This window comes from Pseudomonadota bacterium (assembly GCA_018817425.1).
GTDB lineage: Bacteria > Desulfobacterota > Desulfobacteria > Desulfobacterales > RPRI01 > RPRI01.
This window is the reverse complement of the sequence record JAHITX010000112.1, coordinates 1-24,792: the sequence shown is the minus strand read 5'-3', so window position 1 is coordinate 24,792 and position 24,792 is coordinate 1. Positions and strand designations below refer to the sequence as shown.

Annotated in this window: 23 protein-coding genes and 1 pseudogene; 17 read left to right on the top strand and 7 right to left on the bottom strand. The window is 36.7% G+C overall.

Annotation, left to right across the window (positions count from 1 at the left end; genetic code table 11):
• From KKC46_19335 to KKC46_19265, 15 genes and pseudogenes are all read left to right on the top strand, one after another.
• A partial coding sequence (locus KKC46_19335; protein MBU1055957.1) for a hypothetical protein occupies positions 1 to 205 on the top strand: 205 nt, incomplete at its 5' end.
• Positions 206 to 228: 23 nt separating this feature from the next.
• A complete protein-coding gene (locus tag KKC46_19330) occupies positions 229 to 924 on the top strand; it encodes a DUF1329 domain-containing protein (protein MBU1055956.1) in 696 nt (231 codons plus the stop codon).
• Positions 908 to 1,558 (top strand): annotated as a pseudogene (locus tag KKC46_19325) (DUF1329 domain-containing protein). The gene KKC46_19330 and the pseudogene KKC46_19325 overlap by 17 nt, the downstream one beginning before the upstream one ends.
• Before the next feature lie 91 nt (positions 1,559 to 1,649).
• Positions 1,650 to 3,287: an acyl--CoA ligase gene (locus KKC46_19320; protein ID MBU1055955.1), complete on the top strand. Its 1,638-nt coding sequence runs from the start codon at positions 1,650 to 1,652 to the stop codon at positions 3,285 to 3,287.
• A gap of 788 nt (positions 3,288 to 4,075) precedes the next feature.
• Complete coding sequence (locus KKC46_19315) at positions 4,076 to 5,473, top strand: cobyrinate a,c-diamide synthase (protein ID MBU1055954.1); 1,398 nt, start codon at positions 4,076 to 4,078, stop codon at positions 5,471 to 5,473.
• A 28-nt stretch (positions 5,474 to 5,501) separates the two neighbouring features.
• Positions 5,502 to 7,019 carry a cobyric acid synthase gene (locus KKC46_19310; protein ID MBU1055953.1) on the top strand — a complete coding sequence of 506 codons (1,518 nt, stop codon included), beginning with the start codon at positions 5,502 to 5,504 and terminating at the stop codon, positions 7,017 to 7,019.
• A complete protein-coding gene (gene cobU, locus KKC46_19305) occupies positions 7,016 to 7,555 on the top strand; it encodes a bifunctional adenosylcobinamide kinase/adenosylcobinamide-phosphate guanylyltransferase (GenBank protein ID MBU1055952.1) in 540 nt (179 codons plus the stop codon). Before KKC46_19310 ends, cobU begins: the two co-directional genes overlap by 4 nt.
• A 1-nt stretch (position 7,556) precedes the next feature.
• Positions 7,557 to 8,285, top strand: a complete 729-nt coding sequence (cobS, locus tag KKC46_19300) for an adenosylcobinamide-GDP ribazoletransferase (GenBank protein ID MBU1055951.1) — start codon at positions 7,557 to 7,559, stop codon at positions 8,283 to 8,285.
• A complete protein-coding gene (locus tag KKC46_19295; GenBank protein ID MBU1055950.1) occupies positions 8,282 to 9,373 on the top strand; it encodes an aminotransferase class I/II-fold pyridoxal phosphate-dependent enzyme in 1,092 nt (363 codons plus the stop codon). The genes cobS and KKC46_19295 overlap by 4 nt, the downstream gene beginning before the upstream one ends.
• A 7-nt stretch (positions 9,374 to 9,380) precedes the next feature.
• Positions 9,381 to 10,355, top strand: a complete 975-nt coding sequence (gene cbiB / locus KKC46_19290; protein ID MBU1055949.1) for an adenosylcobinamide-phosphate synthase CbiB — start codon at positions 9,381 to 9,383, stop codon at positions 10,353 to 10,355.
• 253 nt (positions 10,356 to 10,608) lie between these two features.
• The gene (locus KKC46_19285; protein ID MBU1055948.1) at positions 10,609 to 11,247 is read left to right on the top strand and encodes a redoxin domain-containing protein; all 639 of its coding nucleotides are present in this window, start codon (positions 10,609 to 10,611) and stop codon (positions 11,245 to 11,247) included.
• A 31-nt stretch (positions 11,248 to 11,278) separates the two neighbouring features.
• Entirely contained in the window at positions 11,279 to 11,854 is a 576-nt protein-coding gene (locus KKC46_19280; GenBank protein ID MBU1055947.1) for a peroxiredoxin, read from the top strand.
• A 104-nt stretch (positions 11,855 to 11,958) separates the two neighbouring features.
• A complete protein-coding gene (locus KKC46_19275) occupies positions 11,959 to 13,206 on the top strand; it encodes a redoxin domain-containing protein (GenBank protein ID MBU1055946.1) in 1,248 nt (415 codons plus the stop codon).
• Between the two features lie 40 nt (positions 13,207 to 13,246).
• Positions 13,247 to 13,732, top strand: coding sequence for a hypothetical protein (locus KKC46_19270; GenBank protein MBU1055945.1), 486 nt, complete (start codon positions 13,247 to 13,249; stop codon positions 13,730 to 13,732).
• A 220-nt stretch (positions 13,733 to 13,952) separates the two neighbouring features.
• Complete coding sequence (locus KKC46_19265; protein MBU1055944.1) at positions 13,953 to 14,423, top strand: hypothetical protein; 471 nt, start codon at positions 13,953 to 13,955, stop codon at positions 14,421 to 14,423.
• A 149-nt stretch (positions 14,424 to 14,572) separates the two neighbouring features.
• Here the strand turns inward: KKC46_19265 and KKC46_19260 are convergent, their stop codons facing one another.
• The 3 genes from KKC46_19260 to KKC46_19250 all read right to left on the bottom strand — a co-directional run bounded on the left by KKC46_19260 (position 14,573) and on the right by KKC46_19250 (position 17,027).
• Entirely contained in the window at positions 14,573 to 16,003 is a 1,431-nt protein-coding gene (locus KKC46_19260; protein MBU1055943.1) for a transglycosylase SLT domain-containing protein, read from the bottom strand.
• Positions 16,004 to 16,096: 93 nt separating this feature from the next.
• A complete protein-coding gene (locus tag KKC46_19255) occupies positions 16,097 to 16,468 on the bottom strand; it encodes a response regulator (GenBank protein MBU1055942.1) in 372 nt (123 codons plus the stop codon).
• Between the two features lie 64 nt (positions 16,469 to 16,532).
• Positions 16,533 to 17,027 (bottom strand): hypothetical protein, encoded by a 495-nt coding sequence (locus KKC46_19250; GenBank protein ID MBU1055941.1) that lies wholly within the window; start codon positions 17,025 to 17,027, stop codon positions 16,533 to 16,535.
• Between the two features lie 384 nt (positions 17,028 to 17,411).
• On the opposite strand from KKC46_19250, the gene KKC46_19245 reads away from it, so the two are divergent.
• A complete protein-coding gene (locus KKC46_19245) occupies positions 17,412 to 18,323 on the top strand; it encodes a mechanosensitive ion channel family protein (GenBank protein MBU1055940.1) in 912 nt (303 codons plus the stop codon).
• A gap of 96 nt (positions 18,324 to 18,419) precedes the next feature.
• Here the strand turns inward: KKC46_19245 and KKC46_19240 are convergent, their stop codons facing one another.
• The 3 genes from KKC46_19240 to KKC46_19230 form a co-directional block, all read right to left on the bottom strand.
• The gene (locus KKC46_19240) at positions 18,420 to 19,418 is read right to left on the bottom strand and encodes a TIGR00341 family protein (GenBank protein ID MBU1055939.1); all 999 of its coding nucleotides are present in this window, start codon (positions 19,416 to 19,418) and stop codon (positions 18,420 to 18,422) included.
• A gap of 240 nt (positions 19,419 to 19,658) precedes the next feature.
• Positions 19,659 to 20,876 carry a hypothetical protein gene (locus KKC46_19235; GenBank protein ID MBU1055938.1) on the bottom strand — a complete coding sequence of 406 codons (1,218 nt, stop codon included), beginning with the start codon at positions 20,874 to 20,876 and terminating at the stop codon, positions 19,659 to 19,661.
• Positions 20,873 to 21,811 (bottom strand): DMT family transporter, encoded by a 939-nt coding sequence (locus KKC46_19230; GenBank protein ID MBU1055937.1) that lies wholly within the window; start codon positions 21,809 to 21,811, stop codon positions 20,873 to 20,875. The genes KKC46_19235 and KKC46_19230 overlap by 4 nt, the downstream gene beginning before the upstream one ends.
• A 112-nt stretch (positions 21,812 to 21,923) precedes the next feature.
• Here KKC46_19230 and KKC46_19225 point away from each other — a divergent pair, with 112 nt between their 5' ends.
• Positions 21,924 to 23,030: a DUF362 domain-containing protein gene (locus tag KKC46_19225; protein ID MBU1055936.1), complete on the top strand. Its 1,107-nt coding sequence runs from the start codon at positions 21,924 to 21,926 to the stop codon at positions 23,028 to 23,030.
• Positions 23,031 to 23,043: 13 nt separating this feature from the next.
• On the opposite strand, the gene KKC46_19220 is transcribed toward KKC46_19225, so the two are convergent.
• Positions 23,044 to 23,553 carry a response regulator gene (locus KKC46_19220; GenBank protein ID MBU1055935.1) on the bottom strand — a complete coding sequence of 170 codons (510 nt, stop codon included), beginning with the start codon at positions 23,551 to 23,553 and terminating at the stop codon, positions 23,044 to 23,046.
• Between the last annotated feature and the right edge of the window lie 1,239 nt (positions 23,554 to 24,792).

Here is a 24,792-nt window from a genome sequence, read left to right as displayed (position 1 = left end):
TAATGACGTTAAGCTTTCATTGACGGCGCTTTATGACTTAGACGGGTGCAGTATGTTTCGTCCTGGTTTTAAGTATATATATGGTAATCACTGGATTTTTGATATTTACGGAGTGATCCTGGGAGGAGAAGAAACAAGGCCTAGTAGATATGGATCCTTAGATTGGGCTAATGAAGTCTTCGGCAGAATAACTTATCAATTCTGAAAATAAATGGAGGAGAATTTGAGATGAAAATTTATAAAACAGGTAATTTGGTAATAGTATTATTTGCCTTTATTTTTACACTTCTGTTGCCAGGGGCACTGATAGGTGCAGATATACCATCCATAAAGGATGTGGTCGAAGGAAAGGCGAAGCTTCCCACAATCGAGGATCTGACCGGCGGTAAGGTGAAGATCGGTGATATGATTGACAAGAACAATGTGGAGTTGGTTAAGGAGTATATTACTCCGGGTGTATATGAAAGCGTAAAAAGGGGAATGGTTCTGAGGATGGGAACTCAACTGTCGCCTGATAAGTTGAATCCAAAAGCCTTCCGGGAGGCTACCGAAAGGAATCGTGGCAAGGCTGTCATGGATAAAAATGGAGCGGTTTACTATGGAAAGACAGGCATTATCTGGCCGGGAGGCTATCCTTTTCCCTGGACAGAGAATGGACTGGAAGCATTGGCTAACCATACATACGGAGTTGTATGGGATACTTGGTATGGTTTGCCGGCCTTTTTGTGGTACGTTAATTCCAAGGGGAAGATTTATAAAACATCTGGGCAAGAAGTCATGTATGTTAAATATAGTGGCAGAACACTTTTGCCTCCTCTTGGGTTAATTCCGGGTTATGATAACATACTTATTAAAAAGATTAGTTTATCTACTTCTCCCCGGGAGCTAAAAGGGTTGGGACAGCTTACCGAGAGACATGTATGATACTGCGAAGGATTACGATACTGGATTTGTCTACCTTCCTGCCTTTAAAAGGACAATGCGGGTAAGCGCCACCACCTGGCAAGATAATATAGCAGGGTCGGATATGACCTATGGAGATGCTTTTTGCTTTCAGGATCCACCTTCAGATTGGAATCTTATGCTCATAGAAAAAAAGTTTTTGTTGGTGCCCGAACCCAAGAATCCAACTCCTATAAAGGATGAAAAGGGAAAGGTTAGTAAGAGCTTACAATTTGATGAAGGTAAAAAATTTCCCCGACTTGGTTGGGCCATAGTGCCAGTGGATGTAGTAGATTGCATACCTAAGATCAAGCATATATATGGAAAGAGGGTTGCATATCTACCGATTTGGCCTTACATACATAGTGGAAGCGCGGTTGCAATAGCGGATCTCTACGATCGGCAGATGAAATTGTGGAAATTAAATTATCTCCTTTATGGTTGTCAGGAATATCTAAATGGTGATTCGCAGATGGCAGTGACTCCGTTTTCCGGTGCTCAAGTGTATGATATTCAGGTAGATCATGCGACCTTATACTGGATACGTCAGAAGATAAACGTGAGCCTGGATCCTGAATCTATGAACTTGGGGAAATTGTTGCGGCTTGGAAGGTAGTAGGGATGCACCCTTTAGTACGGATTAAGTAGTATGTAGAAAGAAATTGAAATAGTATGGTCATCAATAAATTATACAGGAAAGTAAACAGATGAATAGTAATGTCGATTATTCAAAATATTGGACAAAAACCGAGGGAGAGACTGCCGTAGATATTCTGGATAAGTGGGTAGACCAAAAACCAGATGAAACGGTGATTGTATATGGAGATAGAAGAATAAGCTGGAAGGAACTGGATCTGTTGACCAAGAATCTGGCGGCGAACCTTCTTAGTCTTGGTATGAAAAAAGGAGACCGGCTGGGAATTTGGGGGCCGAATCATCCGGAAGTATTGATTGCCTGGTTTGCGGCTGTGAGAGTAGGGATAGTAGCAGTTCCTATCAATTCCCGTTATCGCAAGATGGAGCTTGAATATTTTGTGAAAGATTCCGGTTGCAGGATTTTGGTAACGGTTGATGAATTTGACAATTTTAACTTTTCAAAAGCTGCAAAAGAAATAAAAGAAAAAACTTCCACTCTTGAACATATAATTGTTTATGGAAAAGATACTTTTGTTAAAGAGCCGTTTCTTTCTTTTGATAGTCTTGTAAACACTGCGACCACTGATTTATCAAAAATGGAGTCAAACAGGCCTGAGTCATCCGATGAACTATTGATATTGTATACTTCGGGCACAACGGGTGTTCCCAAAGGGGTTGTTCATTCCCATGACTCTCTTCTATGCAACTCCAAGGCATTTATAAAAGAAGTATGGTTTTTAACACAAAAGGATGTACTACTTCTTGCAGCGCCCTGGGCTCATATGACAGGAATTGAGATATTTTTTAATGTGGCTTTTTTATTGGGACAAAAAATTGTCTTAATGGAAACCTATGACCCTTTCTTATTTATAGACCTTATAGAAAAAGAAAAAGTCACATGGTTTACCGGCGTTCCAACAATGTATATGCTGCCGATCATAAAAATGCCGGAACTTTCAAATCGTGACCTTTCCTCTTTTAAATTCGGAATAACTGTCGGGTATTATGCACCGCCTGAACAAATGATACTATTTAAGAAAACATATGACATATGTCTTCTTCAGCTTATGGGAAGCTCAGAGGCAGGTGGTGTTCTAATGACCCGCAGAGATGATCCTGAAGAAATTGCTTATAATACTATTGGCAAAACGCTTTCAAATGTTGAATTAATAATTTGTGATGAGAAAGGGGATGAATTGCCAAGAGGGGAGGTTGGTGAATTATGGTTTAAGGGGCCATCTGTTTTTAAATTTTACTGGAACAAACCGGATTTGACAAAAAAAGAAAAAGATGGTCAAGGCTTTTGGCATTCCGGTGATATGGCCAGGTTTATTGATGAACTGGGAAACATTCAATTGGTTAGCCGTAAAAAAGAGATAATCATGAGAGGGGGCTTTAATATCTATCCGGGTGAAATCGAGGCTTTTGTCATGAATATGCCTGAAGTAAATACAGCAGTTTTGGTCAGTTATCCGGATAATGTACTGGGTGAAAAAACGTTTCTCAATATTGTTGTAAAAGATGGGATATTTCTGAGTGAAGAAGACGTCCGCTCAAGATTTAGTGAAAACCTTGCAAATTATAAGAAACCTGACATTATCAAAATTCAGTCATTGCCGTTACCTCTACTTCCCAGCGGGAAGGCAGATAAGTTAACCGTGAGAATGAACCTATTGAAAGATATGGGGATAGAAGACAGAGCCTTATAAAATTAACCTAACGAGCCAGTTTTAAAACGCCCCATTTTGGCCGATCTCTGAGTTGGGAGAAAATTTCGCACGAAGTGACACGTAGTGAAGCATAAGCGCTAACCTTTAGCGCTATCCTCGAAATACTCAATGTATTCCTGTGGTTGAAATTTTCGCCCGCCTTGAGCTTGACCAAACTGAAATGTTTTGAAAGTGGCTCTAACTATTATGGCCTTTTAATGGTTCAATCAGATTTTCTCAAACAATGATTTGTAAACAAATAAAAGCTTTTAAAATCAATATTCTATATTTCTTGCTAAATATGTATTGATTTATTATCAACATATCTTTAAATATCAAACGTTATATCAATGTTTGATTAATTCGTAAAAAGTTCCCAAACCCTCATGCTGGCGAAAGCCGGTATTCAGAACCTATTGAAATTAATGGATGCCGTATGGGGTCCGGCATGACAAAACAGGGATTTAAAGACTTCTTGCGAGGTCATCAATTTTAAATCTTGTTGAAAACTTAAGCGTATAGTTAGCGTACCTGAGTTGTTGTTTTAAAAATTATTTTATTCCCGATTCTAATAATTTGAGTTAGGGGGTATTTTGATATAATTAAAGCAATAATTTATATTCGTTATTTATCATGCGATGGTTAAATATAGCTGCTTTTATGCCGGAATAAAGGCATTTTTAAAGATTAAAGTTTAAAATATAATGGACTTTATGGAGGGGTGTAATATATAAGTCTAAAAAAGAATTAGGCGCATAGTTGGATTATTTTTTAAGGAGGTGTTTGCTATCAAGAGATTACTTATATCCGGAACAAAGGGTGGAGTTGGAAAGACAACCGTTATTCTTGGGCTTTTGGCTGCACTTAAAAAACGGGGAATAGATGTTGCCCCTTTTAAAGTAGGTCCTGATTTTGTAGATCCGGGACATCATGTCAGAGTTACAGGCAAAAACAGTGTGAATCTTGACGGATGGATGTTATCAAAACCGTATAATTTGGGGTGTTTTAGAAAATATTCCGAAAATGCGGATGTTGCTGTTGTTGAAGGATTTATGGGCCTCTTTGATGGATATGACGGAAAAAGTGAGTCAGGTTCTAGTGCTCAAATAGCAAAATGGCTGGAGCTTTCTGTCATACTTGTTGTTGATGCAGGAAACATGGCAAGAAGCGTTGCTGCGCTCATACGAGGTTTTGAAGACTTTGATCATAGTTTGTCTTTTGCAGGTGTTATTTTCAATAAGGTTGGGAGTAATAAGCAACTGCAATATTTGAAAGACTCTTTGGAAGATAATGTAAAAATGCCGTGTCTGGGGGGTGTTTTATACGACAGAGAAATTGCAATTCCTAAACGGCATTTAGGTTTAACAACACTTCATGACAATCGATTATCTGATAAAGATATTGAAAAGCTTGCCAATATAGTAGAAAAAAATATCGATATTGATAAATTACTGGAAAGCCTGCCTGATAAAAAATTGGGAAGCCCAACGTCCGATGAAATGCCGTTAAATGTTGAAAAAATAAAACCTGTTGTAAGAATTGCCATGGCAAGAGATGATGCTTTTTGTTTTTACTACAAAGATAATCTTGATAATTTGGAAGCCGCCGGCGCTGAGCTGGTATATTTTTCACCACTAAAAGATGGCCGTTTGCCTGAAAACATAGATGGCATTTATTTTTGCGGCGGGTATGCCGAGCTGTTTGCTGCCCAACTTTCAAATAATTCCGGCTTAAGACGGGCAGTACGGGAAAGGAGCCTTGAAGGAATGCCTATTTACGGTGAATGCGGAGGTTTTATGTATCTTTGCCGTGAACTTTATAATGCCGATGGCAATATTTATCCTATGACAGGTTGTTTTCCTTTCAGTACGCGGATGTTATCCCATTTAAGGACTGTGGGTTATAGAGAGATAAAACTAAAGAGAGACACTGTGGTAGGTAAAAGTGGGCAGACTGTAAGAGGTTATGAATTTCATTATTCGGAATTATCGGATATCGATGTAAATATCGAAAACATTTACAGTGTATCGGGATTATTCGGACAAAAAAATGTACCTGAGGGCTTTCTTATTAACCATACGATTGGAAGCTACATTAATTTACATTTAGGCGGTACTCCCGAGGCTGCCAAGGAATTTATTAATTCCTGCCTTGAATATCAAAAAGAAAGGATGGTAAAACAGTAAAAGCTGGTTAAATGTGAATCATAAAAGCATAAATAATTCCTCCCCCAAACAAAAGAGAGCCCGTTGTATAGCTGTTTTAGGTACCGGTTCCGATGTTGGTAAAAGCATTGTTGTAACAGCTCTTTGCCGTATATTTGCCAATAAGGGTATTAAGGTTGCGCCCTTTAAGGCGCAAAACATGTCGAATAATTCCGGAATTACCCCGGATGGCCTTGAAATGGGTCGTGCCCAGATTGTTCAGGCTGAAGCCTCAAAAATTCCGCCGCATGTAGATATGAATCCGGTTCTTTTAAAACCAACCGGAGAAACCGGCTCACAGATAGTACTTCTTGGTAAAGCACTTGAAAACTCTACTGCATTTGAATACCATACAAGAAAAGAGAGCCTGTTTGAAAAAACATGTAATTCTCTTGATCGTCTGCGTGATAATTATGAGCTTATAGTTATTGAAGGTGCAGGTTCCTGTGCGGAAGTAAATCTTATGCCTAATGATATTGTAAATTTGCGTATGGCCAAATATGCCAAAGCGCCGGTTATACTTGTAGGAGACATTCATAGGGGCGGAATATTTGCACAGCTTGTTGGAACTCTTGAATGTATTGATTCTGATCAAAGAAAGCAGATAGCAGGATTTATAATAAACAGGTTCAGGGGGGATTTAAGGCTTTTTGAAGACGGTAAGAAATGGATAGAAAATAAAACGGGCAAAAAAATATTTGGTGTTCTTCCCTGGTATAACCACATAAAGATAGATGCGGAAGATTCGGTAGTAATAGAGAGTCCGAGACAAGTTAATTCTAACAATAATGGCCTTCCTTCCGTTGCAGTAATCAGACTTCCGCATATTTCCAATTTTACTGATTTTGATCCTCTTTCACGTATAAAAAATATAAGGCTGGATTATATTCAAACAGCTTGCGATTTGTCTGATTTTAAAGCAGTCATTATTCCAGGTTCCAAAAATACCCGCTATGATCTTACATGGCTTGAAGAGACAGGCTGGTCGGAAAAAATTTTAGCTTATGCAGATATGGGCGGACACGTGCTTGGGATTTGCGGCGGATACCAAATGCTGGGTCGTGCTATACATGATCCTTATGGCCTTGAAGGGATGCCGGGTACAAGTAAAGGCCTTTTGCTTCTGCCGACAGAAACCACCTTGAAAGCTCCAAAAGTTACAACGCTTACCAGGTTTTCATGGGATGGTATCAGTGGAACCGGATATGAAATTCATATGGGGCAAACTATAAATGAAAGCAATGAATATATATTTGAAGTAACGGATCGTAATAATATTACCTGCCGGGATTTTGATGGATGCATATCAAGCAATAAAAAGATAATGGGCACATATATGCATGGTGTTTTTGATACCCCCTTGATTGTGAAAAAATGGCTTGAAACAATCGGTATTGACCAGCCTGCGATCTCGAACTTAACCGGCTTTGCCGAAAGAGATAAAGAATATGATCTTCTGGCAGACCATTTTGAAAAACATATAGATGTAGATGCAGTATTTAAAATTGCCGAAGGAGAGTATTTGTGAAAGAGATTATATTTTTAACCGGAGGCTGTAAAAGCGGAAAAAGCCGTCATGCCCTAAATCTGGCCGATAATATTGCAGGCGATAAAAAAATCTTTATTGCGACATGCACACCCTTTGATGAAGAAATGAAAGAAAGAATAAGACGGCATAAAGAAGAAAGATCCAAAACATGGCATACGATTGAAGAACCTGTTTTACTATCCGAAGCAATATCGCAATGGAGTGCAAAGTCAGATATTATTCTTATAGATTGCCTTACTTTATGGATAAACAATATTATGCTCCAACATACCGATATCGATAAGGTATCAGAGAGTATTCAAAAACTTGTTTCTTCACTTAAGAATTCAAATTGTCCGGTTATACTGGTTTCAAATGAAGTAGGTAGCGGTATTGTGCCTGATAATGAATTATCAAGAATTTTCAGGGATGCAGCAGGCCTTGTAAACCAGAAAATTGCATCGATAGCAAACTGGGTTATATGGATGGTTGCAGGTATACCGGTTGTAATTAAAGAAGATGCAAAGTGCAAATAACATGGTGTATTTAAAATCAGCCATACAGTTTCTGACAATACTACCCGCCGGAAAAACATCAGAATTTGATGCCAATAAAATCATACCCTATTTTCCGGTTGTGGGACTTATAATCGGAATTCTTGTATCCGCCTTTGACCTGATAGCTTTTTATTTGTGGCCTGGGTACCTTGTTTCCATTCTTGATGTAATGCTTCTTGCCATTTTAACAGGAGCTTTGCATATTGATGGCCTTGGAGATATGGCAGACGGCCTTTTAGGCCACAGGCCCAAAGAGAAAGCACTTTTAATTATGAAAGACAGCAGAATGGGCGCTATGGGGCTTGTTACAATCATATTCGCTCTGGCTGTTAAATGTGGCGCAATCGCATCTCTTAACGAAAGCCGTAATTTTATCCTTGTCCTTGTTCCCATTTATTCAAGATCTACAATGATTTTCGGTATGAAATTTCTACCTTATGGAAGACCGGACGGAGGAACCGCTTTTGACTTTTTCAAAGAATCTGTTAAACCATATTATTTTATAACTTTGATCATTCCTATAGTTTTCAGTTATTTTCTCGGAGTAAAAGGTGTAATATTGCTTTACGGATTTATAATCATAACAGGAGTTATTTTGTATTACTATAAACGTCGAATGGGATGCATAACAGGGGATATGCTTGGTGCTATGGTAGAAATTACAGAGTCATGCCTTTTTCTCATTGTGGCTGCTGAGGGCTATTTATGATAACAGGTCACGGTGGAAATATTTATAAACTTGCAGCACAGCTTAACTGTAATCCTTCTGAAATTATTGACATGAGCAGCAATGTTAATCCTTTGGGGCCGCCTGCCGGATTGGTTTCGTTTTTAAAAAAGAATATCAACTCCATAACCTCCCTTCCGGAAGTTGATTCAAACGAGGCGATCCTGGCATTTTCAAAATACTATAATATAAGTAAAGATAGGGTTCTTGCAGGAAACGGTACTACACAGTTTATCTATAACATTCCAAAAGCTCTTTGTTCTAAAAAAGCCCTTATTATCGGTCCAACATATTCCGATTATGAAGATTCGTGTATAATGAACAAAGTTGAATACGAATATTTCATTTTGGATGAATCTTTATATTATTATCCTGATTTAGACCTGTTAAAAAAAACGATAGTAAATTTTGATACGATTTTTATATGCAATCCAAATAATCCTACCGGAGTGTTGATTAATCGGCTTGATCTTGAATCTCTTATCAGATCATTTCCCAAGAAAAATTTTATTGTAGATGAATCTTACATGCCTTTTGCGAGAGGCGGCAAAGAAAAGAGTATTCTAAATTCAGACTTTAAAAATTTAATTGTGCTAAATTCAATGTCCAAAATATTTAAGATACCGGGCTTGAGAATAGGGTTTTTGATTGCTTCAAAAGAAAATATAAATAAATTTTTACCCTATGTGCTTCCGTGGAATGTAAACAGCATTGCCCAGGCTGCTGTGTATTATTTAATGAGTCCTGAAAATAATGCTCAGGATTTTATAGAAAAAACAGTAGATTTTCTTGAGAAAGAACGTATTCGATTTGTAAAACAATTTGAGAAAATTTCTGAGGTAAAAATTTTTCCGAGTTCAACGTCTTTTATTTTATTTAAGCTGGGTAAAAATTTATCTGCTAAAGATATATGCGAGCGCCTGTCATCTGAAAAAATACTTATAAGAAACTGTTCAAATTTTCAGGGCCTGTCCGATCAAAACCTACGGGTTTCCATGAAAACTCCATTTTTAAATCGTTTGATAGCAAAAAAGCTGGTAGATATGATTTCAAATTTGGGTGGGAAATAAACTGATAATGGAATTTATCCCTTTATGGTATATTCTTCCCAGCGCTTTTGTTTTAGATCTTATATTGGGAGATCCGCCCTCTTTTCCACATCCAATAAGAGTAATTGGCAAAGCCATTTCGTTTTTTGAACCTGTATTTAGAAAATTTCCTGTAAAGCTTTTTACAAGCGGTTTGCTGTTTTGCCTTTTTTTAATTTTTGCATCGTTTTCGCTCACTTTTTTTATGGTTTATATATCATACCTGATTCATCCTGTTTTTGGAATTATTGTAGAAATTATTCTTGTATATTACTGCATTTCGGTTCGCTCCCTTAAAGATGCGGCATTAGATGTAATGCATGCTTTCCGGAAATCAGGTCTCAAAGAAGCAAGAATAAAACTTTCAATGATAGTGGGGAGAGATACCAAAAATATTTCCGAAGAAGGGGTAGTAAGGGCGGCAGTTGAAACGGTTGCGGAAAATCTTGTAGATGGTGTTATATCTCCGTTATTTTTTGCAGCCATTGGAGGAGCGCCTTTTGCAATTTCTTATAAAATGATCAACACGCTTGATTCTATGGTAGGATATAAAAATGAAAAGTATATTGATTTTGGGAAAGCATCGGCGAAAATCGATGATGTGGCAAATTATATACCGGCTCGTATCTCAATTTTTATAATTTCCTGTGCAGCTCAAATGCTTTGCGGAAAAGGTATTTCTTCTTTTAAAACAGCCGTAAAAGAAGGTTCTAATCATTCAAGCCCTAATTCGGGATGTTCTGAAGCGGCATTTGCCGGTGCTCTTTTGGTAAAACTTGGAGGGCCTAATTACTACGGAGGGCAACTCATATCAAAACCATATATAGGTGTAGACTTTGGAGAAGCTCAATGGATTCATATCAAAAAAGCCTGCAAGCTTATGGTTTTGTCTTCAATATTGGCTCTTTTATTTTTATGGGGTATAGCTATAGCCTTTGGAAGAATTGAACTATCATTATTGTAATAAAACAAGTTCGCTAATAAAAGAACTTGTAAATTTTTATTTAATTCTTACAATATAAATAACTGCTTATTCACTTGGTTATAATTGCTGCTTTGCGGCAAAAATATATGCCCAGTTCCTGATCATAAATTTTAGATTAAATTATTCATAATCTACTCTGAATCTTTTAAATCGTAGAGTTGTCTGTATTCATTTATCTGTATTTGTTTTTAAACAATAACAATTTATGTTTAAATGTATAAAGGGAGAACTTATGAAAATACATAAAACATGGAAATATATTGCCCTGTGTTTATTATTGGGTTTGTTTTTTGGATATAATGCGCAATTGGCGAAAGGAACAGAACCTGTTTCCGATCCCGAGAACTCTCATCTTAACAGTAATAGCTTCCCTGAATTCCAGCTTCCTGCACCTGTAAGTGAAGCAGAAAAAAAATATTTGGGTCTTTCTGACGACACTGATTTCAATATTGGACAAATTAAAACCAAGGTTTTGATTATAGAATTATTCAGTTTTTATTGTCCGCATTGCCAGCGGTCGGCATCTAAGGTAAACGAACTTTATCATATAATAGAAAAACAGGATGGCTTAAAGGGAAGAATAAAAATAATCGGTATAGGTGCAGGCAATAGTAATTATGAGATAGGTTCTTTCAAAAAGAAATATGAAGTACCTTTTCCGCTGTTTCCTGATCAAGGCGTGGAAATATTTAACTTGTTACGCGCAAAAGCCACCCCTACCTTTATAGGTATTAAATTAAATGGAAATGGCTCTGTCGAGCAATTTTATTTAAGTGAAGGAGGTTTTAAGGATAGTCAGCAATTCCTGAATGAAATCATAAAATTGTCAGGAATAGAATCAGGAGAAAAACATGAGCAAACAAATAAATAAATACAGATATATATTTTGTATCATTATTTTTATGGTTGTAACGGGAATAACTATAGCATATGGGCAACCGGAAAAATACTCAAGCTCTATTTATCCGGTGGGAAAACTCAAACCAACAGATTCTGTCACAAATTTGAAAGTCGGAGATCATGCCCCCGATTTTACTCTCCCATCAGTATCAGGTGAAAAAATAACTCTTAGCCAGTATGCAGGAAAATATAATGTTGTTATATCATTTGTGCCTGCGGCATGGACACCGGTTTGCTCTGATCAGTGGCCGGGTTATAACATATCAAAAGAGCTTTTTGAAAAAAATAATGCCATCTTGCTTGGTATAACAGTAGACAATATCCCAACACTATATTCCTGGACTAACCAGATGACTAATCCGAATGAAAAAATATGGTTTCCTGTACTTTCTGATTTTTATCCTCATGGAGCGGTAGCTTCCAAATATGGTGTACTTCGATCAGAGGGTGTAAGCGAAAGAGCCTTGTTTGTAATCAACAAAAAAGGAATTATAACATATATAGACATTCATGATATAAACAAGCGGCCGTTTTTAGAAGATCTTGCAAGGGCTCTTGAAGAAGTAAATAAGCAATAAATATATTATTATAAACCTGAAATATCAAAAAATAACTCCGGTAATATATAATGTTAGAGTATATGCATAATTTCATACAAGAAGCTTTTCGTCAGGATAGTATAATGATTTACTTCCTGATGTTTGGAGGTGGTATTCTATCCTCTTTTACTCCATGTGTTTATCCTGCGCTTCCCTTAACCGTTGGATATATTGGCAACCAGGCAAGCGATAACCGAATGCGTGCTTTTATTCTCAGCCTTTCCATGGTAACAGGTTTGGGTTTTGTTTATTCTATATTTGGTATTACAATTTCGGCGGTAGGAGGTACATACGGTTCAATAATGGGAAACGGATTGCTTATGTATTCAATCGCAATTTTTTTTATAATGATGAGCCTTTTTATGTTGGATGTGGTTAATATTCCTAATCCCCAATTTATTTCAAGACTACAGTTTAAATCGGCCAATCTTAAGGGTTTATTGGGTGCTTTTGTAGTAGGTTGCATTAGTGGTTTGATTATTGGACCCTGCACCGGGCCTATCCTGGCTGTTGCTTTGGGAGCAATCGCAATTACGCTTAAAAAAGCTCAGGGTGTGGATTATGCTGTTCATGTTTTAAAAAGTGGAGTTCAACTTTTTTTGTTTGGATTTGGTCAGGGAACCATAATTATTCTGGCAGGAGTAATGACCGGGTTCATTTCAAAACTGCCCAAAGCAGGTCGCTGGATGGAAACTATAAAAAAAGGTTTTGCTTTTATAATTATTATTTCAGCAAGCCTGTTTCTGGTATTCATTGGCCAAAATACGGATTTTCCGAATCTTATCAATTTTTTTTCAAAAGCAGAATTTCCAGTACCTATAGATACACATATTGATAATTCAACCGAAAAAATAACAACCACCACTGAAACTATTAAAGTGAAACCGCTACAGAATATTAATGAAATATCCTTAGAAAAACTGACTCCTGACTTTAGCCTTAATTCACTTAAAGGAGATGAAATTACTTTGAGCCGGTTAAAAGGCAAAAAAGGGGTTGTGATTGTTTTTTTTGCAACATGGTGTGTTTACTGTATGGAAGAAGTACCTGTAGTCAAAAAATTTGCCGAAAAGGCGCAAGCGCAGGATATTGTTGTTTTAGGGATTAACTATGGTCAACCCGCAGAAGTTGTGCAACGATTTAAAAAATCACAAAACATAAATTATACGATACTTCTGGATTTGGAGGGAACAGTTGCAAGCAAAACATTTGGAGTAAAAGGCTTGCCATATATAATTGGTATTAATGGAGAGGGACGTACAATTTATCAGGGATCGAGTATCCCTGATAATGAATCGGATTTTATTAATGGTTTAAGAAAGGGTTTATAGAGTGTAGTTGAAATTGATATAAATGTATATATGGAGGAAAATGATGAAAAATGTTAAGTTTTTAGTTGCCAGTGTTGTTATGTTATTGTTCATCATGTCATTTATTATTGTAAATCCGGTAACAATTAATGCAGCAGAAAAAGATAATGACGAATGCTATGTTGTAAGCTTGAGAGGAAGCCTGAGAGGAAATATTTCTCAACAGAGTTCTAAGGATATGTATCCGATAGTAAAAATAAGTCCTCAAGATTTAACTGTCTCGGCAGGATCATGTGTGGTCTGGGTTAATTGGATACGAGGAGCTGAAATCAGTACAAGCTTTCAAGATGGAAAAGTATGTGCTGATAAAACCAAGTCTTCTATGAGCTTTAGGCTAACTCCCGGTTTAGGTTGCTATGTTACTAATTTTTTGGTGCAAGGAGAAACATCCAGTCTAAGATTTATGGAACCCGGTACTTATAAATATGATATATATACACAAAACAGGACAGCTCCACTGGCATCAGGTAAAATTATCGTTAAATAGCAAGTAAATCTTTAATCGCTTGAGGTTTAATTTACCGAAGCTTTGCTTCATAAAATAAAAGTGAAACTTGTTTGATGCCACCTCAGCTCTGCTGTTTGGTAGTTCATTACTGTTTTATGATATTTACCTTGACATTATTAATTTGCAATCTAAACTATATTTTATAATAAATGAATGTAGTGGATCATTATTAACATATAATTAAACAAGGAGGAACATCATGAAAAAAGGTAAATTTTTAGTTGCTAGTTTTGTTGTTATGTTATTGTTCATCGCGTCATTTGTTGTAAATCCTGTTGCGGTTAATGCAGGAGATAAAGGAGATGAGAATTGTTTTATTGTATCTTTGAAAGGAAATATTTCTAGCGAACAAACCGCGGCAGGGGAAAAAATAATAACAATAGCCCCTCAATATCTGGAGGTTCCAGTTGGATCATGTGTGGTCTGGGTTAATTGGGTACGAGGAGCTGAAATCAGTACAAGCTTTAAAGAAGGTAAAGTATGTGCTGTGTCAACCAAGTCTCCGGTTGGCTTTAGATTAACTCCCAATATGGGTTGTTTTGTCACTGATTTTTTGGCACAAGGAGAAACAACCAGTTTAAGATTTATGGAGCCTGGTACTTATAAGTATGATATATATACACAAAACATGGTAGCTCCGCTGGCTTCCGGTAAAATTATAGTTAAATAGTAAATATGTAACCCCTTGAGTTTTAATTTCCGGAAAATTTGCTTAGCAAAAAACAAAACGATTTTTTTTGATACCCCGTCAGCCTTGCTGGCGGGGTGGTTTTTTTATGAATGCGTAAGCGAGTCGTAGAATTTTTTACTATTGCACCATTACTGATCCTCATCAAGAAGGATATGATACAGGTTGTAGTATTTGTTGATATTGCTGACATAACGGACGGTTTCTTGCCCTACCAACCGTAGTGTTGCTACTTCAACGTTTCGAAACCAACGGTTGGGATTAAGCCCCATCTTTTTTGCCATTTGTCTTGCTTTTCTAATTTTTGCCGGCCCGGCATTGTATGAAGCTAAGGCAAAACGGATTTTATCTCTGGGGTGAATTGATTTGTTGGTGGAATAGCGTTTTTGAAGTATAGATAAGTATTTTACACCCGCATGAATATTATTTTCCAGTTTGTTAATATTTTTAATATTTATTCGCTTATCTTTGACCGTTTTCGGAAGTATCTGCATGAGACCCACAGCGCCGGCTGAACTCTTTTTTTTGTGGTCAAGACCTGATTCCTGATAGGCGATAGCCATAATTAGTTTCCAGTCATAACCATAGCGCGAAGCATATTTTTTGATTAAAGCCTCATATCGCTTTAGTTGTTTGAGATCAGCCGGGTTTGAGGGATTCTTCAGCCATTTATTATTGGCATAATAGCGTTTGAAATATATGTTCCCCAGCAAGGTCCCTTTTTTATAGTTTTTTAAATAATTGTTAAGGCTGGCAAGCAACTGGTCATTTTCCTTTCTGACCATCCAGGCTATTTTCGAACCGGTTCGCAGCTTTACAGACTTATGGATGTCAATGTTTTGTAAAATATCGGACCAGATCGAGGCGATGTGACTATCGGCTACCGTTGTTTCCACAGCTCCGGAGTTAACCATTTCCAGGATGTTTTCAGTTTCAAGATCTTCATCAGCCGCAATTATCCGAACGGGTTTTTCCCCCTGTTTTATGAGTTTTTCATTAAGAAGCAGAAGGCTTTGATAATAGCTGCTGCTTTTGCGTACCAGCACCTTTTGGCCTGCAAGGTCAGAAGTTTTTACAGGGCTAAAGCCGCCATTGTGGGTGACAACAACTTCATCTATACCTGATAGATAGGGGGTAGTAAAAACAACATTATTTTTTCTTTCAGGTGTTATGGTTAATCCAGCCGCAGCAATATCTCCGTATCCTTCAACAAGACGTGGAACCAGTTGGTCTCTGGTAACCGGAATACATTCTATTACTATTTGCAATCCTTTTTTTTTAAATTTTTTGTTAAGATATTTTTCATATCCTTTGATCAGTGCATATTCGTATCCGAATATTTTTCCTTTGGACATGAAAAAATTTGTTTGATTTAGTGTGGTCAGAACTCGAATATAGCGTTTTTTTAAAAGTCCGTTAAGATCGTCATGATATTTATCTGCAATATGTGCATTGAGCGGCAAAGGTTGTAAAGCTTTATTCGCAAAGGATGTTAGGGGAAAAGCAGTTATTAAGAAAATAAATAAAATGATTGCCGATATCTGCCTTTTCAAAACAACAATTCCTCCTAAATTTCACTTTGTTTGGTTTGAAAAAAAATATTTCATCAAAAGGATATACGGGATTATTACATTCTACATCTAAGAGCGATGCTATTAATCAGTAAGTTGATTAATAATTTTTATAAGTGTTTTTAGCTTAAAAGGTTTTATAATAGCCGCTGAAAAACCATAATCTCTGAAGTTAATAATTGCTGGATCGTGAGAGTATCCGCTTGATACAATTACTTTAGCATTTGGATCTATTTTCAATATTTCATATACAGCATCTTTGCCCCCCATGCCTGCAGGAATTGTTAAATCCATTATCATTAAATCAATCGGTGTTGCTGAATCAAATGCTATGCTAAACAAATGAATTGCTTCTTCCCCGTTTTGAGCTAAAACAACATCATGGCCGATCTTATTAAGCATAGCTGTAACAACGTCTATAATAATTTTTTCATCATCCATGAGAAGTATTTTCATTTGTCAATCATACCCCCGTAATTTTTCGAATAAATTTTCATGTTGATGATAAAATTCTTCAGATCTAGTTTTTAACGATAGTAAGAGTAATATTTGTTTCACCCTCCGTGGAAGCAATTGCGATATTTGCATTACGGTTTTCTTTCTCATATACTAAAACTTGTTGGCCGCTAAAATTCAATGTTGCTTTTTCAGACCAGCCTTCAGACTTCATCTTTTTCTGATAGGATGCGGCAACCTTTTTTATATCGTTTCCGGTTTTTAGGGAAATAGAGAAACCTTCCGGCATTTTGATGGCTGCGACTGTTTCTGAAGGCTTGTAGATAAAGATGTCTGTTGGAAAATCGTTTGGAATCTCAACCGACTCACCCATAGACATGCTAAACTTACCTTCTCCTGTACTTGAAACAATATTGATTTTATTATCCGAAATTTCAACATTTGCATCTGATCCGGTTGCCTTTTTAATTTGTTTTTCAATCATCTTTTCTTCAGCTTTTTCTCCGCAACCGATAATAAATAAAATCGATAGAAGTATTGTAAAAATTATCTTTGGCATTTTATTCCTCCTTAATAGGTTTGTTGTTAGTATTAAGTGAAGTATTGTTTGAATAATAATAACAGATTGAGTGTGAATTTGAAAGAGGTTTTTAAATCAGAGGTTTTTAAATCTGAAAATATATTGAGTATTATTCATGAATTGACAAAAAACCAGATTATAGTTGCAAAAACATTGTTAAGAAATTATTATATATATAAAGATTTTAAAGATATAATAGAGGTTTAAAGTAACGCTATACAGGCTTTGCAGCGTATTTGAACCATGCCAAGATAAATTCGAATCATCGGGATGAGACAACAAGGTCTTTGAAATTCGATACTGTTCCCCAGTGGCTGCTCGTTAAGCAGACGCTAACAACTTACATCTGTGAGATATTACAAGATGGAAGAACTTTTAAAGAAAATATTATTTAATCCTACAATGGGGAAAATTTCTACGATTATTATTGGCATAATAATAATCTGGTCGCTGATTAAAGTTGTTCAACGCAAAGTTATTTCAAAGATACTGGATAGCAATAATCACTATAAGACCAGGAAGTTTTCGAATATTGTTGGATTTATTTTTACAATTATTTTAATCACAATCGTGTATAGCAATAAATTAGGCGGATTAACAATTGCCTTGGGTGTGGCAGGCGCCGGGATTGCTTTTGCTCTTCAAGAAGTAATAGCTTCATTTGCTGGATGGCTAGCGATACTTTTTGGTGGCTTTTATAAAACAGGTGACCGTGTTCAATTGGGAGGAATTAAGGGCGATGTAATGGATATTGGTGTTTTGCGTACTACAGTTATGGAGATTGGGCAATGGGTGGATGGCGATTTGTATAATGGTAGAATTGTATTAATTGCAAATAGCTTTGTTTTTAAAGAACCGGTTTTTAATTATTCAGGGGATTTTCCATTCTTATGGGATGAAATAAAAATACCAATTCAGTATGGAAGTAATTATGATAAAGCTAAAAATTTATTTTACCAGGTTGCAAATGAAATTGCAGGTGGCCTTGCTGAAAATTCACAGGAAAAGTGGAATACGTTACAACGCAAGTATCTTCTTGAAAATGCACAAAAAGAACCCATGGTTTCAATAATTGCAAATGATAATTGGGTAGAATACACTATAAGATATGTTGTTAATTATAAAAAAAGAAGAGCAACAAAAACAGAACTCTTTACAAAGATTTTAAATGCAGTTGAGAAAACAAATGGAGAAATCAAATTCGCATCTGCCACATTTCATCTGGTTGAAGCTCCTGATATCAGAATTAAATTTAATAAGGATAACGATTTGTAAAAAAACAGTGGATACAAAAGAGTATATTTAACTTTATTATATTTCCTGAATTAGTAAAATATATAGACTTGAACCCATTTTTCATTGCAGATAATATTATCTGCTGGACAAGATAACTACTAAAACAATCAGCAGCGTGATCCATGATAACGATGCTATCCATATAGCACGTTTGGCCTTTTCTGCCTCTCTCCAGTTAGTAGGCCTAACACCCTGCAAAAGAAAGGTAACAACACCGGCAAGGTTGATGCAAATTATATTTGTTGCTGTGAGCAGTAATGCATTAGCAGCAAGTGACCAATAACCGGAGCCGAGAAGAAGTCCAAAAGTTGCAAGCGGAGGCAACAGTGCCACGGAAACCATTACTCCAATGACTGCTCTTGAATAACCTGATGTAAAGGCAAGTGAACCGGCACATCCGGCTGCTAATGCAATAGTAATATCGGAAAAACCCACTACTGTGCGTTCTGCAATTGCATTAATGCCCGGATCGACTGTTGTTACAATACCAATAATAGCTGATACTATGGTAGCTAAAACAATACCGGCTAATGACGCTTGAAGAGCCTTTCCGACAAGTTTCAGATCACCGAAGGTTGTCCCAACAGCCAAAGACATGTTAGGACCAAAAAGCGGGGCGATTAGCATTGCACCTATGATTACGGCTAAGTTATCTCGAGTGAGTCCAACTGCTGCAACCACGGATGACAAAGCAACCAAAAGCAAAAAACCGGCTGTGATATCACAGCTATCAATGGCATTTGCATATAGTTCTTCGCGACTTACCCTTTGACCTAATAAGTTGCGTTTTGGCTGGAATGTACTGACGGCTGGAGGAGCATCGGGTTCGATGCGCGGCCATATTCCTTCTATTGGTATAATGATTCCTCGAAAGTCAGGATTTGAGCCGTACCTTTTTTCAATTTCTTCCATAATCGGTTCGGTTTGGTCTGCAGGGACAATAAGGTGGAGTACGAGGTGACTATGAGGGCTGTTGTCATACCAGGAGGCAACAACATCATTAGCCGAGATAAGGCCCGAGATATCCCAGTTAACCTCATGGGGTAAGGTTATTTGTAATAATCGTAGTTGCACGTAGCTTCCAAAAGCATTTTGCTTAATTTATTCCGGTTATGAGATAGATTAGCACTGTCAATATAAGTCTTAGTATAAAATAAAATCGGCAAACAATTATCTTCAAAACTCAATAAAAGTATTTATCAGTTAAAATAATTTGAATTGGATATAAAATAAGACCATTTTCTTATTAGCGTGTCAACATAAAACAATACAAGCTAATGCGTGAAATTCAGGATGTTATGCGTATACATCTCTTTATACTATTCTTCCATAAAGCAAGTATATTTTAAGGCCGCCATGATATAGGGTTTGAGATTTCAGCGTAAAGGGAAGACTTTTCAAAAGATCAATGTCTGGAGCTATGATTCCGGCTTTCCAGCCTGTATAATCTTTTTTAAGTTTTTTACATATGCTTTGAAAGAGTTTTTTGCTTTCCGCTTGACTTCCCAATCTTTGCCCAAAGGGTGGGTTAATAACTATAAGACCTGTATGTCCTTTGAAAGCAGAAGAAGAAAGATCAAAAAAATCATTTTTGACAACCTCAACCATTTTAAGAAAGTCATACTGTTTTATACAGGAAGACAATAAATTGCAGGCTTCTGAATTTATATCCGATGCAAAGATAGAAGGGGTAGAAATATTATTGATCTTCGATTCTGCCACTCGTTTTATATATGCCCAGCTTTTAGGAGTAAAGCATGGCCACTCCATGAAAGCAAAATTTCGGAAGTAACCTGCAGGAATGTTTTGAGCTATCATGGCTGCTTCAATTGAAAAAGTGCCGGAGCCGCACATGGGGTCTATCAGGGGCTCGTTTCCATTATATCCGCACAAATTTAAAATTGCAGCGGCAATTGTTTCCCGTAAAGGAGCTTTTGCCGAATGGGTTTTTATCCCTCGTCTGTAAAGAAGTTCTCCTGAGCTGTCTATTGATATTTCAAACCTGTCATTTATGGCACGTACAAAAACTTTTTGCGCTAATGAAGAATCCTTTAGCAATATAGTATTTTGCGTTAAACGTTTATTGATGCTGTCTGTAAAAACCTGAGATATGGCATCTTTATGATAGAGCCTGGACTGTTTTGCAGATACTTTTATCTCAGGTAGAAAATTTGTGCTTGCAGGCAGATAAAGCTCCCATGGTAATTGGGAAAGTTTCTTTTCAAGCTGCATAAAATTTGTAGCTTTAAATTCTTCTATCCGCATAAGAATCCTGCTTGCTGTGCGAAGATAAAGATTTGCGATATAACAGTCTGATATGCGACCTTCAAAATGAATGCCGCCTTTATCTTTAACAAGGTCTTTTTGTGCGGATAAATTCTGATACAAGACATCATTTAGTTTATTGTTTAACTCATTAAGGCAAACATCTTCAAGGCCGGGTGATGTTGAGGCGAAAAAAGATTTTTTGCGGCCGGTTACATGCCTTTTAATTCGTTTCGAAAGAGAATTTATGCTTTCTATAGTATTCACTTCTTCTTTGTCCTGATAAGATCCGGAATCTTGTCATCATATTGCACCTTAAATTGCATCAGTACTATAGAAGCTAATACCAGTATTCCTCCGGCAATCTGCAATAGATCAAGGGTTTCATTTAATAACAGATATGAAATGCCGGCAGCAGTGATAGGTTCAAGTGTACCGGTTATGGCGGCACGAGTGGAACGGATTAAATTTATTCCTTCAAGATACAGACTGAAAGGAATAACGGTGCCAAAGATTCCTATATAAATAATTAATCCCCATTGAAAAGGCGAATAGGCATGAAAGAGTGCTTTAAAAGGCGGATGCAATATATTCCAGGTAATTGCGGCAAAAAAAAGCGAATAGAATACTACCGTTAGCGGGGCGTATTTTCGCATTCCATATTCTCCGGAAATCGAATACCATGCATAACAAACGGCAGATAATATGCCGGATAATACTCCGACTTTGTTTAAAGCAAAAAGATTAAGATTATAAGCTCCGACAACAAAATAACATCCTAGTATAGCCCCAAAAACAGCTATAACTGTTGCTTTGTGAAGTTTTTCTTTTTCAAAGATAACTAAATAAAGAGTTATAAAAGCAGGTGCAAGATACTGCAAGAGTATGGCTGCTGCTACATTGATTTTACTTATTGTATAAAGATATGTAAACTGGACTAAAGCCATTGCAGCAGCGCCTAAGAATAAAAAGTAGAACAAATCTTTCGATGCTATTCGCAAAAGGTTGCGACGCCAGATGAAAAGTACAATAAAAAGAAATCCTGCTGAGATTGTTATGCGAAGTTGAACAAGCTGAAAAGGAGATATCCCCGAATTGAACAAATATTTGGATGATGAGCCTGAAATGGCCCATAAAATTGCTGCTATAACAACATAATAATATCCGTGTGTTGAAATTTTATTAGGGATAGTTTTTTTCATTATAATAAATTGATTAAAAAGTTTGCGCTATAAGGTTTGTATATATAAACTATATTAAATAAAGATATATTTAGCAAGAATAGAAGACATTTTTCTTTGGAAGGATTGTACTATGAACAAAGTCATTTTCAGGAAAGCTGAATATGATTATGATATATTAAAGCCCGTTGTTTTTGATATGCTTGATTCGATATGCGGGGTATCAATAGTAAAAGGCATGAAAGTTCTTATAAAACCGAATATGCTTTCTTCTGCAAAACCTGAAACGGCAATTATCACTCATCCTTTAGTAGTAAAAGCTGCAGCAGAGTACATTCTTGGAAAAGGAGCAAGGGTGCAGATATCGGACAGCCCTGCTGTAGGCCTGTTTGATAAGATATTGAAAGACGGTGGGTATAAAAGAGCTTTTGAAGGACTTGATATAGAGTTTAAGGCTTTTAAAACATCGGTAAAGGTTGATATCGGAGAGCCTTTCGGCTTTATAGATATTTCAAAAGATGCAATGGAAGCCGAATATATTATTAATATTGCAAAACTTAAAGCCCATGCTCAGATGTTACTTACACTTGGTGTTAAAAATCTATTCGGATGTATAGTGGGGATGAAAAAATCGGAATGGCATTTAAGAAGTGGGATCGACAGGGATATGTTTGCAACTCTTCTTGTGCGTATACACAAAGCGGTCGGCCCGCAGGCAACAATTGTTGATGGCATACTGGGAATGGAAGGGCAGGGGCCTGGCAAAGGCGGTACTCCGCGCTATATAGGTATGCTTATCGGCGGCAAAAGCGCATTTAGCGTGGATATATCGATATGTAAAATGCTTGGCATTGATCCTGATATTCTTCCCACAAATCAAATTGCGAAAGATTTGGGGCTTGCCGAAAATGATATTAGTATTACAGGTGAGTTTAAGCCGATAAACAATTTTGTTTTTCCGTCCCGCAATCCGCTGATTATTGGGCCCGGATTTGTTCAAAAAACGATGCGAAGGCATTTTATCCAAAGGCCATTAGCTGATAGCAGCTTGTGCAGGTTATGCGGCGAATGTTGGAAATACTGTCCTGCTGCATCTATTTCGCATGACAAAGAAAAAATATCTTTTGATTATGAAAAATGTATCAGATGTTACTGCTGTGTTGAGGTTTGTCCTGAAGGAGCTTTAAGGGCAGTTGAAACTTTGCCCGGCAAGATGATAAGAAAACTATTAATTAACTAATATAGCCAATGATTTATTCCAAATCAAGAATTATATTCCCATCATGATCTTTTTCGTATTTTGTTATGCCCGGGTGCGTTCTTTCTAACTCTTTTAGCCTTGCTTCGTAAGCTGTAATTTTATTTGAAAGAATATTTTTATCTATAATCATTTGCCTTAATTCTAAAGCGCGTTGAACGGTTATTTTTAGATCAAGCATATTCATAGGCTTTACCATGAACTTATAGACCCCGGCTGAATTAATTGCTTCAAGTACTGTTTCAATATCAGCATATCCGGTTAATATTATTGTTATAATATCAGGATAGTGTGCTTTGACTTTAGTTAAAAAAGTCAATCCGGACATTCCGGGCATTCTTTGATCGCTTATTACAAGATGGATGTCATTCTCTTTTAGTAAGCGCAATCCTTCTTCAGCGCTTTGTGCTGTCAGCATTTTATATTTTTCATTGGCAAGGCAGCGTGTAATCAAATCAAGCATGGAGTATTCATCGTCGACAGCCAATATCGTATTTTTACTCATAATTATTCACCATAGTTATTTTTCGTATTAGAATAATAGCAGACCGGAAAAAAGTCAAACAAAGTCTGAAAAATATTGACTGGTTATAACAGTTAAAACGATAGATGTAACTTATAGTTATTCTGAATGATTAATAGTTCATATGGGGATGACGTTTAATATGACAGAATTAATTACAACAAAAGAAATTGTATGTTGAAAACAAAACAATAAACTATCCGAAACCTGCTGACACCCGTCTTCCTCCTCATGAGCTTATGGCACTGCCCCACGTGTATGGACTTAACTTTATTTTTATATATACCACCACAAACCTTAATTAATCACAGGTAAACTCCCGGCTTTGCCGTGAGACTCCCAGAGTTTGACAATTCAGGGAATATAAAGAAAACCTCCCATCCGTGAACCGCTCATAGTTTACGGGTAAGGAGGTTTCAAGTGAAAGACATAAAAAGCATTAAGAGCCACCAAAGCTTGCATCTGGATTCCGGTGAATGCGGAAATGTCGTGCAAATTCCTAATTCGTGCACAGCATCGATTAGTGTCCCAATTCTGTAGTTTCCGAACGCTGATTTGGATTGATTCTGAGAATGTCTCCTGGCTTATCCCCCTCTATTTCCGGTATTCTTTGATAAGAGACCCGATGGATCTGAAAAGTTTGGGATTCTCATACGAAACAGTCTTTCGTGGTAAAGAGATCTTCGATGACATAATATTTTCCAATAGATAAGAACACAAGGTGAACTTAAAGTTAAGAAATCTCGAGCCACTATATCGATATAATAGAATAATTATATCGATATATATAAACCAATTATACTTGTTAATAAAAATACTTGTGTCAACTTGGAGGAACGACTCAAAAGTTATCGCTATATTTGATATCTTTTATAAAACTATCGCAAATAGTTAAGTAAGTCAATGATATTATTATATATGACAAAAAGTCCAGTTAGGTACTCGCATAAAACATTGTTCTTTGGTAATATTTAAATTTGCCCATCCTTACGATGAGCGAAGTCCATTTTGGGTGTGTGAACATAACGTGCTGACTCTATTGATGCTAATCTACTCATTAACATGGTAATAAATGGCAACACAATGTCATTAACTTAAGCGATTGGTTTATAGTTCAAGTAAAACTTTCTGGATGATATCCGGTGTTTTCGAGGATAGCAACGGCCAGGTCTTATTGGTTCAATACTTTTTATAAAAAGCTCAAACAAAGTTTCGATTATG